Origin of the sequence: Hyphomicrobium sp. ghe19 (genome assembly GCF_902712875.1) — a bacterium.
In the GTDB taxonomy this organism is placed as follows: Bacteria; Pseudomonadota; Alphaproteobacteria; order Rhizobiales; family Hyphomicrobiaceae; genus Hyphomicrobium_B.
In genome coordinates this window covers 3,027,297-3,040,713 of the sequence record NZ_LR743509.1, presented here as the reverse complement: position 1 = coordinate 3,040,713, position 13,417 = coordinate 3,027,297, and the positions used below count along the sequence as shown (strand labels likewise).

The window sequence follows — 13,417 nt, the reverse complement described above, 5'->3', positions numbered from 1 at the left end:
TCAGGCCGATTTGCGATCTGTAGAGCTGGAGCGAGACGAAGTTCGGACGGGCACTGTGCGATACCCCAGATGAAGCCAGAGTGTCCGCTTGAACTCTTCGACTGTCTTAAGCATGTCGAAATCCTTGAGCATGAGTGATCTCGCCAGAATGCCGTCCAGGAACGCGGAGATCATGGTGCACACAACCGACACATCGACCTTACGGAAAATGCCCGAGTCGATGCCGTCGTTTATGATGTCCCCGAGGATCTTCTTTTCATGGCTATAGAAGTTTTTGATTGTACTTCTCGCGTCCGAGAATTCTGGGCCACTGCAGTCCATGCTAATCTTGATGACGTTGCGCAGACGCTTGTACAAGGTCACATGCACGTCGAACCATGCATTGATCGCTGAAGCCGCGTTCTCATGCTTGCCGTTGTGAATGTTATCGTCGAAGTGTCTGAACGCCTCGCTCGTCGCACTGTCAATCGCTGCGTTAAATAAGGCGAGCTTGTCCCGGTAGTGATAGTAGATCATGGCGCTATTGACGTTAGCAGCTTTGCCGATGTCCTTGATCGTCACGGTCGAGTAATGACGCTCCGCAAATAAATCGAGAGCGATCCGTGCGAGTTCATCGGCATCGGGTCCTGCGACTACTGCCGCTCTTCGCCCAAGTTTTGGTTCAATTTCTTTTCGTTTTCGGCCCATGATACCCCGTCATAAAATCAATTGATGGATTAATTACACAGTATACCAGCGTCAAGCACTTCATTGTCGCGAGTCGCCGGCTTGCCCGTGGCGAAACCCTAAGGTGAGCCGTAGCAAACTGCTAGGATCTACGTGCAACTGAAAAAAAGTTTGACTGTGGATTCTGGGATTGCTGCTTCGCACTCTCTCATGCCGCAGCCCAGTTGAGATGACGCCTTCGTCTTCGATGCCGTCTCGAGCCGCTGATCTTAGGTTGCCATCCGCGACGGGCAACTCATCTCCTGGCGTCTGACGGAATCTCTCAATGATACTGTGCGCTTCGTCGTCTACGCGGCCGTTTGGCCGGCGCACAAGGCGGTCAGAAATCGAAATCATCATTCTGCGTCGCTTCTCGCAGCGGTTGCGCTCAGTGCGCTGCGGCCTGGAAATCGCATCAGTAATTCCGACGTCCACGAATCGCCGTTTCCTATGATGCACCGCATATAATTAATCGCTTGATTAAATAAAAAGCCGAAACTAGCCTCACTCAGGGACGGCAAGCCGCACCCTCCGATTTCTTGGTTTTGGCGATCGGGAGGTTCGTTCGGCGATGCCGCTCTCTCAAACGCAAGCATCCTCACAGGGTGCCCAACACCACAGGGATATCCCGGTAACAAATCGTTACATCCGGGCAGGAGGACTTTATGGCGAAGTACATTCTTTCAGATCCGAATTTCAGCGACGGTAAGCGTAAGGAGGTCATCGACCAGATTATTGCTCCGTATCGCAACAGGCCCGGACTGAAACTGATCGGTTATGAGCCTGATGCTGATTTCGATCGCCTTCCGGTGGAGCTGCTTGGCCGTCCTGAAGTTATGAAGGACGCGATTCTGGAGTCTTGCGCCAAGGCATACGAATTGATCGACATGGAGAAGCAGACGGGCCACCATCCGCGCATCGGTGCCGTCGATACCATCGAGATTTATCCGGCAAAGGACGTCACGATCGAGGAATGCCGGGAGCTTGCTGAGGAGATCGGCAAGGAGATCTTCAAGCGGCACCAGGTTCCGGTCTTCTTCACGGGCAAAAACGCTCGCCGGCCCGATCGCGAAGGGCTGACGGCCATTCGCAAGGGCAACTACGAAGGGCTGAGAGACGCAGTCCTCAAGGATCCGAGCCGCGCGCCGGATCTCGGTCCCGCCAAGCTGCATCCAACCGCTGGAGCGACGATCGTCGGAGCTCTTGAACAGCATGACGCTTATTTCAACGTCGTGCTCGATACCACGGATGTCGCCATCGCTAAGAAGCTTGCGAGCTATATCAGAGGCAGGACCGGCGGCTTTACCAACATCCAGGGCACTATCGGCCTGCCGAATAAGCATCGCCGAACTGGAAAAGACGTCGCCATCATTTCGATCGAAGTCAGCAATCCGCTGCAGACGCCGCTGCATAGAATTTACAATCTTCTGAAGGCTGAAGCTGCACGCTACGGCGTGAACGTTCTAGCCGGACAGATTTGTGGAACTATCGCGGCGGAAGTCCTCGTTCAGACTGCGGAATGGTACTTGCAGCTCGAGGCCATTAACGGGCCCTGGGATTACAAAACGCAAATCCTCGAAAACCATCTGCTCGAGCTCGAAGGCTAGAGCGTAACGTCCCACGTAAAATCTCAACAAAAAAAAATAACAGGAAATCGAAGCCGGCTCCATCACGACAGCGGTGTCAACCACCGAGAAAATGGATGCCGGCTTTGATTCCGTTACGCGGCGCCTAGGGAGGGCCGGCAACTATGGGAGGAAAATCAGATGGATTCTAAAGTTTCGAATCCTGAACACGTCATAGTGTCATCATCGCACAAAGAAAATATGGTTCGGGCGGTAAGCTGGTGGGAAGTCGTTTTCATTGCACTAGGCGCGTGCGCGCTGGTGATGTTCAGTCTCGGGGGGATTTCCGCGGTCACCGGAACCGTGTCACCGCTGGTTTGGACGATCTCTGCTACGATCGGGTTGATAGCCACGTTTGTCTATGCCGAAATGGCGGCGATGCTGCCAAACAAATCCGGTGGAACCGCGAACTATGGTGCAACCGCCTGGATCCGGCACATTAAGGTCGTTGCGCCGATGTCCGTCTGGGGCAACTGGATCGCATACAGCCCGATCCTTGCTATCGGCTCTGGTTTGGGGGCCGGCTACGTGCTTTCGGTCTTCGTCCCGCCGGATCACGTCTTGAACACTTGGAGTTTCACACTCGTCGATCTGAACGCGATCAAGCCGGGTCTGACACTCCGCCTCAACATGCAATTCGTTCTTGGCACCCTCATCATGTTGACGATCTGGGCTATTCAACATGCGGGGATCACGAGAACCGCACGCGTTCAGATCGCGCTGACTCTCGGTGGGCTCTTCCCGTTGGTGCTCGTTTGCTTCCTGCCGTTGTTTGGCGGCAAAGTCACGATGGAGCACTTCACGCCGTTCGTACCATTAAATGGAGCCTGGGACTTTGAAGGGTGGAAGCTGTTCTTCGGCGGTTTGTTTATAGCCGCCTGGTCGGCATACGCTGCCGAAAGTTCCGTCTGTTTTATGAGCGAGATGCGCGATCCAGAAACTGGCGGGCCAAAGGCGGTCATCTGGACTGGTGTGATCTGCCTGGTCGTATACGCCCTCGTATCCTTCGTATTCCAGGGTGGCTTGGGAACCGAAGGCATGCTGTCACCGGGAATCCAAAGTGGAGAAGGTGTAGGCGCTGCGTTTGCTGGCCTAGTTGGAGCTGGTCCATTCTTCACCAACCTGCTGGTTGTGATGCTGATCTTCAGCCTTCTGCTGGGGGTGATGACGGCCATGGCGGACTCTGCCAGAACCCTTTATCAGGGAGCACATGATGGCTGGTTTCCGAAATACCTTGACCACCTCAACGAGCACGGTGTCCCCACTCGCGCAATGTGGGTAGACCTCTTTTTCAATGCCTTTCTTCTTCTCATGTCTGACTATCTGTTCGTGCTTGCTGTTTCTGCCGTCAACTACTTGATGTTCCACACACTCAATATGAGTGCGGCATGGATACACCGCATTGACAATCCGCGTTCCAAACGGCCGTACCGCGCTTCGATGTTCTGGTTGGTCGTTGTGGGATGCCTATCGTTTGTGAACGCCTTCTTGATCGGCGCTGGTGCAAACGTGTGGGGGGATGGAGTGCTTCCTCTGGGCTTCACGGTCCTGTTTGCCGCCGTGCCGGTCTTCCTTTACCGGCACTATGTAACCGACCGCGGCAAGTTTCCCGACTATATGCTGTCGGATCTGATCCCGCCAGGCGAGACCGAACTCACTCCTACCCGAGCAGGCATCCTTCCTTATCTCGCGCTTGCCGGCAATGCGCTCGCGATATTGATCGGGTACCAGATCTTCTGGGGGAGCTGATCGCGAATCCGTTCGTAACATTGGCTGTGGCTACATCATCTTTCGGGTGATGTGCTGACGGAGATGCGGCTCCGGTTCCGCAGGGCCTCTTCCCATTTCTTGCCCGGTGATCGAGGTCGCATCTCCCCTTCTTTTTCAAAACGACTGCGCATGGCGAAAGCGGCTTCCGATTTTGGAAACCCCTCTAGCGCCCTGCTGCCGAGAACTAACGCAACTTGAGGAATACACGAGATGGTCAAGGTAGTAGGCAGCGACATCGAAGTGGCGCGGGCCGCAAAATTGCAACCGATTGAGAAGGTTGCAGAGAAGGCCGGGATTCCTGAATCGCAGTTGCTGCGTTTCGGTCCGCATAAGGCGAAAGTCGGTTTCGAATTCATCGATGAGGTTCAGTCACGTCCTGATGGACACCTCGTGCTGGTGACGGCAATTTCCCCAACGCCAGCCGGCGAGGGCAAGACCACGACGACTGTCGGGCTCGGAGACGGTCTGAACCGCATCGGCCAAAATGCTATGATTTGTTTGCGCGAGCCTTCGCTCGGTCCGTGCTTCGGCATGAAGGGCGGCGCTGCTGGTGGCGGCTATGCCCAGGTCGTGCCCATGGAAGACCTCAACCTCCATTTCACTGGTGATTTCCATGCCATCACTAGCGCGCACAATCTGCTCAGCGCGTTGATCGACAATCACATCTATTGGGGCAATGAGTTGGATATTGACACGCGCCGTGTTGCTTGGCGGCGTGTGCTCGACATGAACGACCGCGCACTTCGCGAGATTGTGACCTCACTCGGAGGCCCTGCAAACGGATATCCGGCGCTTGCCGGATTCGACATCACCGTGGCGTCCGAAGTCATGGCAATCTTGTGCCTCGCCAAAGATCGTAAGGATCTCCAAAAGCGACTCGGCGACATGATCGTTGCCTACCGGCGTGACCGTTCGCCAGTCTATTGCCGTGACCTTAAGGCAGATGGCGCAATGACGGTTCTGCTGAGGGACGCGCTGATGCCGAACCTCGTGCAGACGCTCGAGAACAATCCGGCGTTTGTGCATGGCGGACCTTTCGCTAACATCGCGCACGGCTGCAACTCCGTGATGGCGACTCGCACGGCTTTGAAACTTGCAGATTACGTGGTGACGGAAGCAGGCTTCGGCGCCGACCTCGGCGCGGAGAAGTTCTTCGACATCAAATGCCGCAAAGCAGGCCTGAGCCCATCTGCAGTTGTCATTGTTGCAACCGTACGCGCACTCAAGATGAATGGCGGGGTCAAAAAAGAAGACCTCGGCACCGAGAATGTCGCTGCACTCGAGAAGGGTTGCGTAAATCTCGGACGTCATTTGGAGAACGTGCGAAAGTTCGGTGTCCCTGCCGTCGTCGCAATCAATCATTTTTCCAAGGACACGCCTGCCGAGATCGAAGCTCTCAAGCGATATGTCGCCGCTCAGGGCTCAGAGGCCATCGTCTGCAAACATTGGCAGGATGGGTCTGAAGGCACTCAAGACCTCGCTCGAAAGGTGGTCGAGCTCTGCGCTTCTGGATCGGCTGCTTTCAAGCCGCTCTATTCGGAGGATTTGGGTCTCTTCGAAAAGATCGAAACCATTGCGCGTGAGATCTATCGCGCAGAGGGCGTGGTGGCTGACCAGAAGATCCGCGATCAACTGAAACAATGGGAGCAGGACGGCTACGGCCATCTCCCCGTCTGCATGGCTAAGACGCAGTATTCCTTCACGACCGATCCAAACAAGCGCGGGGCGCCGACAGGGTTCACCCTACCCCTGCGAGAAGTCCGTCTCTCGGCAGGCGCTGGGTTCGTGGTTGGGATCTGCGGAGAGATAATGACCATGCCGGGCCTTCCGCGCGTGCCTGCGGCTGAAACCATTCGGCTCAACGAAAAAGGCGAGATCGAGGGCTTGTTCTGAGGTCGCGAAGCCGTTTCCGCAGTTGCGCTGCGGAACTGAACAGTTGCGAACAACTGTCAAACAGAGGTCGGTGCTTCTAAGGGGCGCCGACCAAACCAGGAGAAAAGAAATGCTCGTTAAGATGACGCTCGAGGAATTCGGCGATGTACTCGGGTCCGATGCTCCAGCACCTGGCGGCGGCAGTGTGGCTGCTCTGTCAGGCGCACTTGGCGCTGAGCTTGTAGCAATGGTGTGCCGCCTGAGTATCGGCAGGAAAGATCTTGAGGCTCACGCGCAAGAAATCAAAACCGGATTACTTGAGGCCGATGGCCTTGCAGCCGGCCTGATGCGCCGCGTCGATCTCGACACGGAAGCCTTCAATGCAGTCATGGCGGCATTCAAGTTGCCGAAGGCGACCGATGCCGAGAAGCAGAAGCGCGCCGAGGCGATCCAGACTGGATACAAGGACGCCGTCCAGTCGCCTCTTTCCATTGCGCGCGAGTGCGTCAGCGTACTCAATCTCTCCAAAAGCCTTTTGGGAAAAACCAATCCCAATGCCCTAAGCGATCTCGGCGTTGCGGCGCAACAGGCCTACGCGGGTCTCGAAGGCGCAATCATGAACGTCAAGATCAACCTGCCGTCCATCAAGGATCAGCAATTCAACTCCGCAACTTCGGTCGAGGTTTCTCAACTCCTCAAGTGCGGTCGCGAGGCTAAGGATGATGTCTACAACTTCGTCAGCGAAAAACTTTAAGCCGGCTAGTGCGCCCGCTCGGCTTCCTAGCAGCAAGATTCTGCTTGAGAGGTTGAGCGGGTTGCACCCGAAGACCATCGATCTATCGCTCGATCGAATGACAAGGTTGCTCGCGGCGCTCGGAAATCCCGAGCGCCGTCTTCCCCCGGTCGTGCATGTCGCTGGAACGAACGGGAAGGGCTCGCTAGTCGCGTTTGTGAGAGCAATTGCCGAAGCACAAAGACGGCGTGTGCACACGTACACGTCGCCACACCTCGTAACTTTCCATGAACGCATTGGTCTCGCGCACGAGGACGGGAACGCGCCGATTTCGGAAGAGAGACTGATTGAATGTCTGTCTCTCGTAGAGAGCGTCAATGGCAATCAGCCCATTACTCATTTTGAGATCACGACAGCTGCTGCCTTCGTCGCCTTCTCCCAGGAGAGCGCCGACCTTCTGCTTCTCGAAACAGGGTTGGGTGGGCGGCTTGATGCGACCAATGTCGTCCAATCACCCAGGGCCACGGTGATCACTCCCATTTCCATTGATCATGTCTCGTTCCTTGGGGATACCTTGGCTTCTATCGCCACCGAAAAGGCAGGCATCCTCAAGCCTGGAGTACCCTGCATCGTTGGTCGGCAGGAACCGGAGGCGTTAGCAGTCATCGAAGCAAAGGCCGCGGAAGTTGGCGCCCAATTGCATGTATTTGGCCGCGACTTCGACGTCTTCGAGCGCGACGGTCGGCTCATATTCCAGTCGCACACGCGCATGATCAATCTCCCGTTGCCCCGTCTAGAAGGCGCGCACCAGATCGACAATGCTGGAACGGCTATTGCTACGGCGAGCCTTCTTTTCAATCAAAAGCTCTCGCTCGATTCGCTCGAAGAGGGGCTTTCTACGGCATCGTGGCCGGGGCGACTTCAACGCCTGAATAAAGAGCCGTATCAGACGTATCTAGGGCCGAACACGGAGCTATTGCTCGACGGAGGTCACAATGAAGCAGGTGGTGCAGTCGTTGCAGCGCATCTAGATGCCATGAAGGCCCGAGATCCCAGAGAAGTGCATTTGATCTGGGGCATGATGGAAACCAAGGATGCGGCCTCGGTCCTTCGGCATTTTCAGGGGCGCGTCTCGCGTGTTTATACGGTCCCGATCCCTGGAGAAGAAAATGCTTTCTCAGCTAGCGATCTTGCAGAGATTGCTGAGAGAGAGGGTTTTCCTGTTGTTCCGACACGGAGCCTTCACCACGCTTTGTTGCTTTCCAAAGCTGCCATGTCTGAGCCGGGTCGGGTGCTGATATTCGGTTCACTCTACCTCGCAGGCCATGTGCTCAGGTTCGAGCACGCATCGGATCTGACGCAAGGCGTGCGGTAGGAAAGTAGAGAGCACCGTGAGCATGATACGAAAGTCAGACTTGCCGCCGGAAGTGCCACGCATCGTGCCGCCAACACGACGGGCGAGCCGGTTTCTCGGACAGGGAGACATCGATGTTTCCTTCGAATTTTTTCCGCCGAGGACCGCAGCGATGGAAAAATCGCTGTGGCGCTCGATTGACAGGCTTGGTCCGTTGAGGCCTACGAGCCTTGCGGTAACTTCTGGTACCGGAGGGACGACGAGAGAACGCACTCGTCTAACCGTTGAGCGAATTCTTCGTGAAACGACTCTTGCGCCAGCGGTTCATCTCACACGCGTTGGGAACACCCGCGAGGAGATTGCTGCAACCGCTGCCGCGTACTGGAGCCTAGGTGTTCGGCAGCTGGTGGCTCTTCAGGGAGACTCACCCGCAGGCGAGCCTTATGAGCCCGGTCCTAACGACTACGAGTACACCTGCGATATGGTTGCCGACCTGAAAGGCATTGCAAACTTCGAGATCGCGGTTGCCGGTTACCCGGAGAAGCACCCGGCGTCGGCCACTGTTGCGGCTGATATCGCCGCTCTGAAGAACAAAGTCGATGCGGGGGCAGATCGGATCATTACGCAGTTCTTTTTCGACAATAAGCTGTTCTTCCGATTTGAAGAGCAGGCAAGAACACATGGAGTGGCGGCGCCGATCATTCCAGGCATTCTTCCCATCCATAATTTCAAGCAGGTCGCGGCGGTTGCTGCGCGCTGCGGGGTTAGCATCCCGAGCTGGTTGGCGCGCCGTTTCGAGGGATTGGAAAACGATCCAGAAACCCATCGTCTTGCGGCAGCGGCGTTTGCTGCGGAACAGGTGTTGGGCCTCGTCGATCGCGGTGTCACGGAATTTCACTTCTTCACGCTCAATCGCGCGGACCTCGTCTACGGCATTTGCCATATGCTCGGCTTGCGGGCCGCAGAAGAAGCATGAAACGAACGCTTATACGGGTGTTGGAAATCGCGTCGAGCAGCCTGTAGCAATCTGCTGACGTAACAGGTCTCGACGCGTGATGTGCAAGGGCATGAACGGCGCTGGGGGCCGTAGCGGCGAACAAAAACCGGTGAAGCTCGGGTCGGCTGAAGATGCAGCCTACTGAAGAATGCTTCCAATTCATCATTGTGCCGATCTACGGCATGCCGGTGCTTCATGTCTGGAAAGGCCGTCACTGTGTTCTTCAACAAGCGCTCTCTTGCGTCGGGATATGCCGGCGTCGACACCTCGGTATTCTATCGAGACAACACGGTGATGGTGCTCGGCGACGCCAAGAAGATGACCGGGGAGATTGCCAAAAGGCAATGGACCCCTAAGCAGTCTGGCATTAATTGTTTAATTAATTAAAAAGGCTAAGAGGGACGGGTTGACGGAAGGATACCGAATGTTGGTGAAGCAGTCGGCCGAAGAGTTCTGCAAGGTCCTTGCCTCGGACGCGACAGCGCCTGCAGGAGGACGCGTCGCAGCCTTGTCAGGTGCGTTGGCGGCAAGTCTCGTGGCTATGGTTTGTCGGCTGAGCATCGGGCGAAAAGAATGTGAGCAGTATGCAAATACGCTCACCGATGCCTTGGGAAAAACTGAAGCGCTTTCGGCAAGTCTCCTAAGGCGCGTTGATCTTGACGCCGAAGCTTTCAACGGAGTGATGGCGGCTTTTGCAATGCCCAAGGGCACGGACGACGAAAAACAGATTCGCGCTGCCGAAATTGAGAGAGCCTACAAAGAAGCTGTTCAGTCGCCCTTGAGTATTGCGAGGGAATGCCGCGACGTCGTTTTCTTTGCAAATAAGATCGTGGGGAAAGCCAACGCTGATGCCATTGGCGAACTTGGAGTAGCTGGCCAGCAAGCGCTCGCCGGTCTGGAGGGCGCAATCATGAACGTCCAGCTCAACCTCCCTCCGATCAAGGATGAAAAGTACAAGAGGGAAATGACGGACAGGGTGACGGGGCTTCTGGCGGAGGGCCGAAAATTTCAACATACGGTCTACAAGCATGTTCTCGAACAGCTTTGAAAAACGCGGAAGCGCGAGGCTGCTCGAGTGCCTAAACGGGCTGAACCCTCGGACAATTGAACTCTCTCTCTCTCTCTCTCTCTCTCTCTCTCTCTCTCTCTCTCTCTCTCTCGACCGAATTCTAAGCCTTCTCGCAAAGCATATTTTTACCGTGAAGATCCCAGGAGAGAGCGGGTCATTTGACGCTGAAAAACTTTCTTCGATCGCTCGCAAACACGGTTTGCGTGCGACGGCCGCTACCGGCATCCGGCAAGCTCTCCTGCTGACTCAGGTACAAGCGCGGCCAGCGCCACGTGTGTTGATTTGCGGCTCGCTTTATCTCGCGGGGCACGCGCTGAAATTACATGGACGTTTTCCGCGAAAGCATGAAGCGTCGAGTGTCGTAGCGGCGTTGATCAAAGCCGCCGGAGTCGCATGAGATGGATCTGGTAACCCGACCCGGCAAACGCAATCGCTCTAATTATTTTCTCGACGGGTTGTCCCCGGGCACGCACGCGGAGTCGTGCTCGAACTTGGCTGGGAGCATTGCTCCCAGCCTTTTTCATGCTTGCATCGGTGCCCGATAGGCGTCTCAACGCATGGTCAGTGGACGGAGTGTTTTGACAATGTCCCGCCGGTGTTGCAGGGCGGCCGAGCGTCGGCTACCTAAGCTACCACGTTCTGATCTTTATGGATGCCGATCATCTCCGACACCATGAACTCAAGTTCTTCGGGAAATGGCAAAACTTCTCTTTCCGATTTTTGATTGTCGAGATGTGTGCGACTTAGGATTTTTCGCTGAGGTGGCGCTCCGTGAACTGTGAACGCTACGTCATCTTCAATAGTGCAGTATGGATTTCGGAGCCATAAGTAGCCCACGACTTCATCCTCCCTCTATCAATGCGTTTTTCGTAGGAAGGGATGTAGTCCTTCTCGAAAAGTGCATTCGTTAGGGCGAGCAAGATCTCTTCTGTAGAGTAGGGATCGAAGTAAGGGCACATGTCTTGTCCCACCTCTGGGATCGAGGAGCTTTTTGAGCACAGGCACACTTTTCCGAACCACAAACTTTCGCCGACAGGAAGTCCCCAACCCTCGTACAAACTGGGGAAGATACTGCAGAACGCGTTCATATAGAGCAATTTTAGAATGTCGTCGGGCGGCTTTTGGAAAAGGAAAACGTTGCGCCGGATCGGAGATAGCGACCTCACATCTCGCGGATCATTATCCCCAACGATCACGAGATCGGCTTCAGGATCCCGAAAAAAATTCAGCGTATTCCAGGCGGACAAAAGGCGCTCGAGGTTCTTATGTGAGGACAGCGTGCCGACTGTCAGCAGATAGCGCCTATTTCTATTTGCAAGGAAAGTCTCCGCAGAAAGCTCCCCGTTCGACATCGGTTGATTACGCGTATCGGACACGGAAAGGAATTCATGAGGATTGGTTACGACACGGCACCGTGGGACGCCTTGCCCTCCGCACCGTCGCCAATGCAGCATGAAGTCCGCTTGAGTATTGTCGGAGATGCAAATGAACTCATCCGCAGAGCGCGCCGCATCCCGAAACCAGCGCCGAAACTGCCTGGTGCCAAGCCTATTTCGGTAGACCTTATTTATGAGAGGGATGAAATCGTGGACCAGCACGACAAATCGGAAGCCAGGATGCTGAGCTTTCCATTTGTGCGCGGCATGCATCGTTTCTGGAGCATCCCAACCGGCTCCGCAGAAGTAAAGCAGGTCATCTGCTTGCGGCTCGTAGTTACCTTCGATGAAATCCTCGTGCACGACCTCCTTCTTTTTAACAAATCGGCGAAGTTTGGCCTTTGCTAATTCCGTGAAATAGCGAGTCCTGCGCTGCACATACTTGTTGTAGGAATACTCTATCCTTCCCCCACCAATGTGGATTGGCTCTGAAAAATCTTCCTCGATAAACCGGTGAGATATAATTTTATGGCGGTTGGTTTCGGGGTCGTGCCTGATGATCTCAAACGGCAAGCCGAGTTTTTTCCACGCGCGTAGTAGCCCGAGGGTTATGCGATGGACTCCGGAAATTGGCTTGCCTGCAAACAAGAACCTATTCCAGTCGGTGATGTCGACGATAATTCTTTGCGACGCGCTCATGCGCCGGGTAGCTGGAGAACTCGACATTTAACGGTCATTCAACTCCGCTTGAGAAGCGCCAGTCGCCCGTCGAAAACGCCACGCGATCATTGTCTGAATAATCATTGGAATACATGCAGAGCGGATAAATTTCAGGAACTGCCATCATGAGCAGTCCTTCCCGGCGATCAGGAGGAAGTGAAACGGATATTCTCACAGGGTCGCCGGATTGCACTTTGACGTCTAATCTCTCGAGGCTGTGGCCATCGATGAAAGTCACGGACTCTGCGGCGATCCCGGCAATAAATGCTGCCTTAAATGTGATGCACTTCTGCGTATCATTCCGGCGGTAAGCAACTGATGCAACCTTGCCGGGGCCCATTCGAATTTCAGTTCCCCAATTCGGGGTCGACCGCGGCGGATACCAGCCGGACAGTAGACGAATTGTGCTTCCATTGTCGTTTTGTATGACGTCGGAATCAAAGGCCGGAACTCCGTCGCGAGCACATAAGCGCTGAATGAACTCACGGCGATAGGCATCGAATCTCCGGCACACTTCGGAATATAAGAGAAGGTCCACGGCGAACAGGTCAGCGCGGCGCCGCAGCCACTCTTGCATCCTCTGATGTTCAGCGGCATCCGTGTCTGGCGCTTGATTGGTGTTTGCCCGCTTTCCTCCCGAGGAAAGACCCAATTCGATGGAAACGAAGTCCACCAAATCATCAAGGTGATCCGTTGGAGCAACCCATCTGATACGGTCGATCGACTCATAAAGGCGGGGCAACAGCCAATGCTCGATGGGCCTTACCAGATCGCGCTCTTGTAGCGGGTGAAAGGCGCCGACCAACTTTCGCGCTTGAAAGTTGAAGAACCGATCGGCCAGCAAAGTGAGAGACCTGGAGAACGACAGGTTGTTCAACGCGGCATGCAACAGGTTCGGTGGCGCTCTCCGGATGTGCTGATAATATGAAATGATCTGAGCAATGGGCTCGCGTGCCAAGCAAACGATATCTAGATCGTTATGCCCTTGCAGGACGTGACCATTCACGTGCGCGGAAATGAACTGCTTCGACTTGAGCAGTGCCCCAAACGTTTCGGCATCGGAAGATACGCTTAGATCGCCATCCATGTAGCGAACGCTTTCGGGCGGGAAAGCAGTTGCTAGCCGTAATCCGAAAGTTTGTCCTCCGGTTTTCTGGATGTGCAAATGAAAAAGGGGCCGGCGGTTCCGCATGTGA

10 protein-coding genes and 1 pseudogene are annotated in these 13,417 nt (G+C 55.1%); 8 read left to right on the top strand and 3 right to left on the bottom strand.

The window, feature by feature from the left end:
- On the bottom strand, positions 1-687 hold the full coding sequence (locus AACL53_RS14530) for a TetR/AcrR family transcriptional regulator (RefSeq protein ID WP_339085242.1): 687 nt from the start codon (positions 685-687) through the stop codon (positions 1-3).
- A gap of 683 nt (positions 688-1,370) precedes the next feature.
- On the opposite strand from AACL53_RS14530, the gene ftcD reads away from it, so the two are divergent.
- The 8 genes and pseudogenes from ftcD (at position 1,371) to AACL53_RS14490 (ending at position 10,104) form a co-directional block, all read left to right on the top strand.
- The gene (gene ftcD / locus AACL53_RS14525; RefSeq protein ID WP_092863961.1) at positions 1,371-2,312 is read left to right on the top strand and encodes a glutamate formimidoyltransferase; all 942 of its coding nucleotides are present in this window, start codon (positions 1,371-1,373) and stop codon (positions 2,310-2,312) included.
- A gap of 159 nt (positions 2,313-2,471) precedes the next feature.
- Positions 2,472-4,079: an APC family permease gene (locus AACL53_RS14520; RefSeq protein WP_339085241.1), complete on the top strand. Its 1,608-nt coding sequence runs from the start codon at positions 2,472-2,474 to the stop codon at positions 4,077-4,079.
- Between the two features lie 231 nt (positions 4,080-4,310).
- Entirely contained in the window at positions 4,311-5,993 is a 1,683-nt protein-coding gene (locus tag AACL53_RS14515) for a formate--tetrahydrofolate ligase (protein WP_339085240.1), read from the top strand.
- A 109-nt stretch (positions 5,994-6,102) separates the two neighbouring features.
- Positions 6,103-6,726 carry a cyclodeaminase/cyclohydrolase family protein gene (locus AACL53_RS14510; RefSeq protein ID WP_339085239.1) on the top strand — a complete coding sequence of 208 codons (624 nt, stop codon included), beginning with the start codon at positions 6,103-6,105 and terminating at the stop codon, positions 6,724-6,726.
- Positions 6,692-8,080, top strand: coding sequence for a folylpolyglutamate synthase/dihydrofolate synthase family protein (locus AACL53_RS14505; protein ID WP_339085238.1), 1,389 nt, complete (start codon positions 6,692-6,694; stop codon positions 8,078-8,080). Before AACL53_RS14510 ends, AACL53_RS14505 begins: the two co-directional genes overlap by 35 nt.
- A gap of 22 nt (positions 8,081-8,102) precedes the next feature.
- A complete protein-coding gene (metF, locus tag AACL53_RS14500; RefSeq protein ID WP_339086952.1) occupies positions 8,103-9,035 on the top strand; it encodes a methylenetetrahydrofolate reductase [NAD(P)H] in 933 nt (310 codons plus the stop codon).
- 191 nt (positions 9,036-9,226) lie between these two features.
- Positions 9,227-9,443 (top strand): annotated as a pseudogene (locus AACL53_RS14495) (NAD(P)(+) transhydrogenase (Re/Si-specific) subunit beta); the annotation flags it as partial.
- 37 nt (positions 9,444-9,480) lie between these two features.
- Positions 9,481-10,104, top strand: a complete 624-nt coding sequence (locus AACL53_RS14490; protein WP_339085237.1) for a cyclodeaminase/cyclohydrolase family protein — start codon at positions 9,481-9,483, stop codon at positions 10,102-10,104.
- An 806-nt stretch (positions 10,105-10,910) separates the two neighbouring features.
- Here the strand turns inward: AACL53_RS14490 and AACL53_RS14485 are convergent.
- Positions 10,911-12,227: a glycosyltransferase family 1 protein gene (locus tag AACL53_RS14485; RefSeq protein WP_339085236.1), complete on the bottom strand. Its 1,317-nt coding sequence runs from the start codon at positions 12,225-12,227 to the stop codon at positions 10,911-10,913.
- Positions 12,228-12,234: 7 nt separating this feature from the next.
- Positions 12,235-13,386 (bottom strand): hypothetical protein, encoded by a 1,152-nt coding sequence (locus tag AACL53_RS14480; RefSeq protein ID WP_339085235.1) that lies wholly within the window; start codon positions 13,384-13,386, stop codon positions 12,235-12,237.
- Positions 13,387-13,417 lie beyond the last annotated feature (31 nt).

Bases quoted from the DNA above. Each gene is read 5' to 3' on its own strand.
- AACL53_RS14530 (WP_339085242.1), bottom strand. From the start codon at position 687: ATGGGCCGAAAACGAAAAGAAATTGAACCAAAACTTGGGCGAAGAGCG.
- ftcD (WP_092863961.1), top strand. From the start codon at position 1,371: ATGGCGAAGTACATTCTTTCAGATCCGAATTTCAGCGACGGTAAGCGT.
- AACL53_RS14520 (WP_339085241.1), top strand. From the start codon at position 2,472: ATGGATTCTAAAGTTTCGAATCCTGAACACGTCATAGTGTCATCATCG.
- AACL53_RS14515 (WP_339085240.1), top strand. From the start codon at position 4,311: ATGGTCAAGGTAGTAGGCAGCGACATCGAAGTGGCGCGGGCCGCAAAA.
- AACL53_RS14510 (WP_339085239.1), top strand. From the start codon at position 6,103: ATGCTCGTTAAGATGACGCTCGAGGAATTCGGCGATGTACTCGGGTCC.
- AACL53_RS14505 (WP_339085238.1), top strand. From the start codon at position 6,692: ATGATGTCTACAACTTCGTCAGCGAAAAACTTTAAGCCGGCTAGTGCG.
- metF (WP_339086952.1), top strand. From the start codon at position 8,103: ATGATACGAAAGTCAGACTTGCCGCCGGAAGTGCCACGCATCGTGCCG.
- AACL53_RS14490 (WP_339085237.1), top strand. From the start codon at position 9,481: ATGTTGGTGAAGCAGTCGGCCGAAGAGTTCTGCAAGGTCCTTGCCTCG.
- AACL53_RS14485 (WP_339085236.1), bottom strand. From the start codon at position 12,227: ATGTCGAGTTCTCCAGCTACCCGGCGCATGAGCGCGTCGCAAAGAATT.